Source organism: Bacillus cereus group sp. N12 (genome assembly GCF_016483575.1).
GTDB lineage: Bacteria > Bacillota > Bacilli > Bacillales > Bacillaceae_G > Bacillus_A > Bacillus_A toyonensis.
Map to the genome: position 1 here is coordinate 1 of NZ_JAEHBO010000170.1, position 2,427 is coordinate 2,427.

Sequence of the window (2,427 nt, forward strand, 5' to 3'; positions counted from 1 at the left end):
TTAACATTTTCGTTAATTGATGTCAACTAAGTTTTTTATTTCGTTTGTCGTTTTCTGCGTTATTGCATCGGCGACTTGTTCTATATTACACTCCATTTATACAATCGTCAATACGTTTTTTAAAAAACTTTATATTTTATAAATTTCATTTACATATTTCTTCTATAGTCATATACAAGCAACCCATAAAACTCTCTATGGGTTGCTATCCAATAATAAAGACTATTGTTCTTTTGACGGCACTGAACAACTTCCATCAGTACAAGAAAGATCGCTTCCACCATCTGCTGAAAGTTCCTGTAACTGCGGTGCAGGATTCTCTTCTTCCCAAACTTGCTGAAGTGCACCAACAAAAGTTTCAAGTGGTTGCGCACCTGAAATAGCATACTTCTGATTAATAATAAAATAAGGTACTCCCGAAATTTGATATTGCTGAGCAACCGCCTCATCAATTCTAACATCATTGGCATACGCATTTTTATCATTAATAACATGTAAAGCTTCTTGCTTATCTAAACCTGAAGCTTCAGCGATAGTAGCTAGCGTATCCACATCACTCAAGTTCTTTGATTCAGTAAAATATGCAAAAAGAAGATTTTCTGTAATCTCCTTTTCCTTCCCTTGATCCTTCGCAAACTTCGCTAGACGATGCGCATCAAAAGTGTTCGTTGGCTTCATCTCATCAAAATTAAAACTTAAACCCATACTAGCTGCATGATTTCCTAGTTGTACATTATTACGCTTAGCTTCTTCAATACTAATCCCATACTTTGATGCAAGCACTTCATTAATACTCGTTCCAGAGTAAACGGGAGTATTCGGATCTAGCTCAAAACTTTTAAACTCAACTTCAACATCCTTCTTATGCGGAAATTGCTCTAAAGCCATCTCTAATCTACGCTTCCCAATATAGCAAAATGGACATACAAAATCTGACCATACTTCAATTTTCATATTAACACCTCTTTAAAACTTAGTTTTCAATCATTGTAGCACTGAGATTAAGGAATTCAAAAGTTTTTGCTCTATTTTCTTCTATAGTACATACAAAAATATACTTATAGCAGAATACCTAATTAGAAAAAAACGATAATCAAAAGGGCAGACTATTCCCCTCCGATTATCGTCTATAAAAATGAAACAACTTTAATTATGCCGGAATATACTTCTCTACGAATTTCCATACAGTATTCCAATATTTATTTGAATCTACTTTCTCCGCTTCCCCATGCCCGGCACCTGGAACAATTAACTTCTCTTTTTCTACTTTTGCAGCATTATACACCTGATCTAGCATTTCAAAAGGAACAAATGTATCAGCATTCCCATGGATAAATAGCATAGGTGTTTTACTTCTCTCAACTTGTTTCACAGCTGAAGCCTCTTCTAAATCATATCCCGCCCTCAATTTAGTAACTGTATTGGCCGCATTCATAACAGGAAACTTCGGTAAGTGGAATAAATCTTTTAGTTGATACGTAAATTCATCACTAACAGTTGAATATCCGCAATCTTCAATAATAACTTTAACGTTTGAAGGTAAATCTTCGCCTGAAGTCATCATTACAGTTGCTCCACCCATAGAAATACCATATAGAGCTATTTCAGCATTAGGATCTTTCTTTAAAATTTGTTGAATCCACAGTAGGACATCTTTACGATCATGCCAGCCCATACCAACATAATCCCCTTCACTATTTCCATGTCCACGAAGGTCTGGTGCTATGACATTATAGCCTCGTTCATAAAAGTTCCGAATATATTTCGTCATTTCTGATGCTCTGCCATTATATCCATGAACTACAATTGCCCATTTATGGCTAGATGATTCATTCATATATTCATAACCTTTTAAATTCAGCTTATCGAAAGAACGTATAGTTAATGTGTTCGGTTTATATTTCGATACAAAATCCGCATTCTCTTTTTCATTCGTAGCCAATACATCTCCCGATGCATTCACTGTTTCCGCCAAATGAGGGTTATCTTGCAAAAATTCTTTTTCTTGTTTCGCATTCAATGCGTAGTTATAAAAATAATTCCCAACTAACATATACGCGATTGTTAGAAGCACTAAAACTACTATAGTAATCATACCTATCTTTTTCATATTATCTCCTTTTTCCAAATTAAATCTCTTATGTTAACGTACCTCAAAAACAACTGTACTATTTTAACATACCGGTGAATCTTATCTATAAGAAATAAAATAGAAAATCTTAAATTACATATTAAAAATCACGAAAGAAACAGAATAGAACTTATATAGATATGTAACCAAAAATCTTAAAAGAATAGGGAGTTCTTTAAAATCCAGGTAGTATTTGGCATTGAAAAGAAGTTATAAAACACAAAAAAGACGAGTCATTCTGACTCGTCTTAAGCTTGCTTGGCGACGTCCTACTCTCACAGGGACAAGGTCCCAAC

The 2,427-nt window shown here is 34.4% G+C and carries 2 protein-coding genes; both read right to left on the reverse strand.

Annotated elements, in window-relative coordinates; genetic code table 11:
- Nucleotides 1-222 precede the first annotated feature (222 nt).
- Nucleotides 223-954: a DsbA family oxidoreductase gene (locus JDS92_RS29905; RefSeq protein ID WP_199633026.1), complete on the reverse strand. Its 732-nt coding sequence runs from the start codon at nt 952-954 to the stop codon at nt 223-225.
- A gap of 196 nt (nt 955-1,150) precedes the next feature.
- Entirely contained in the window at nt 1,151-2,110 is a 960-nt protein-coding gene (locus JDS92_RS29910; RefSeq protein WP_199633027.1) for an alpha/beta hydrolase, read from the reverse strand.
- Nucleotides 2,111-2,427 lie beyond the last annotated feature (317 nt).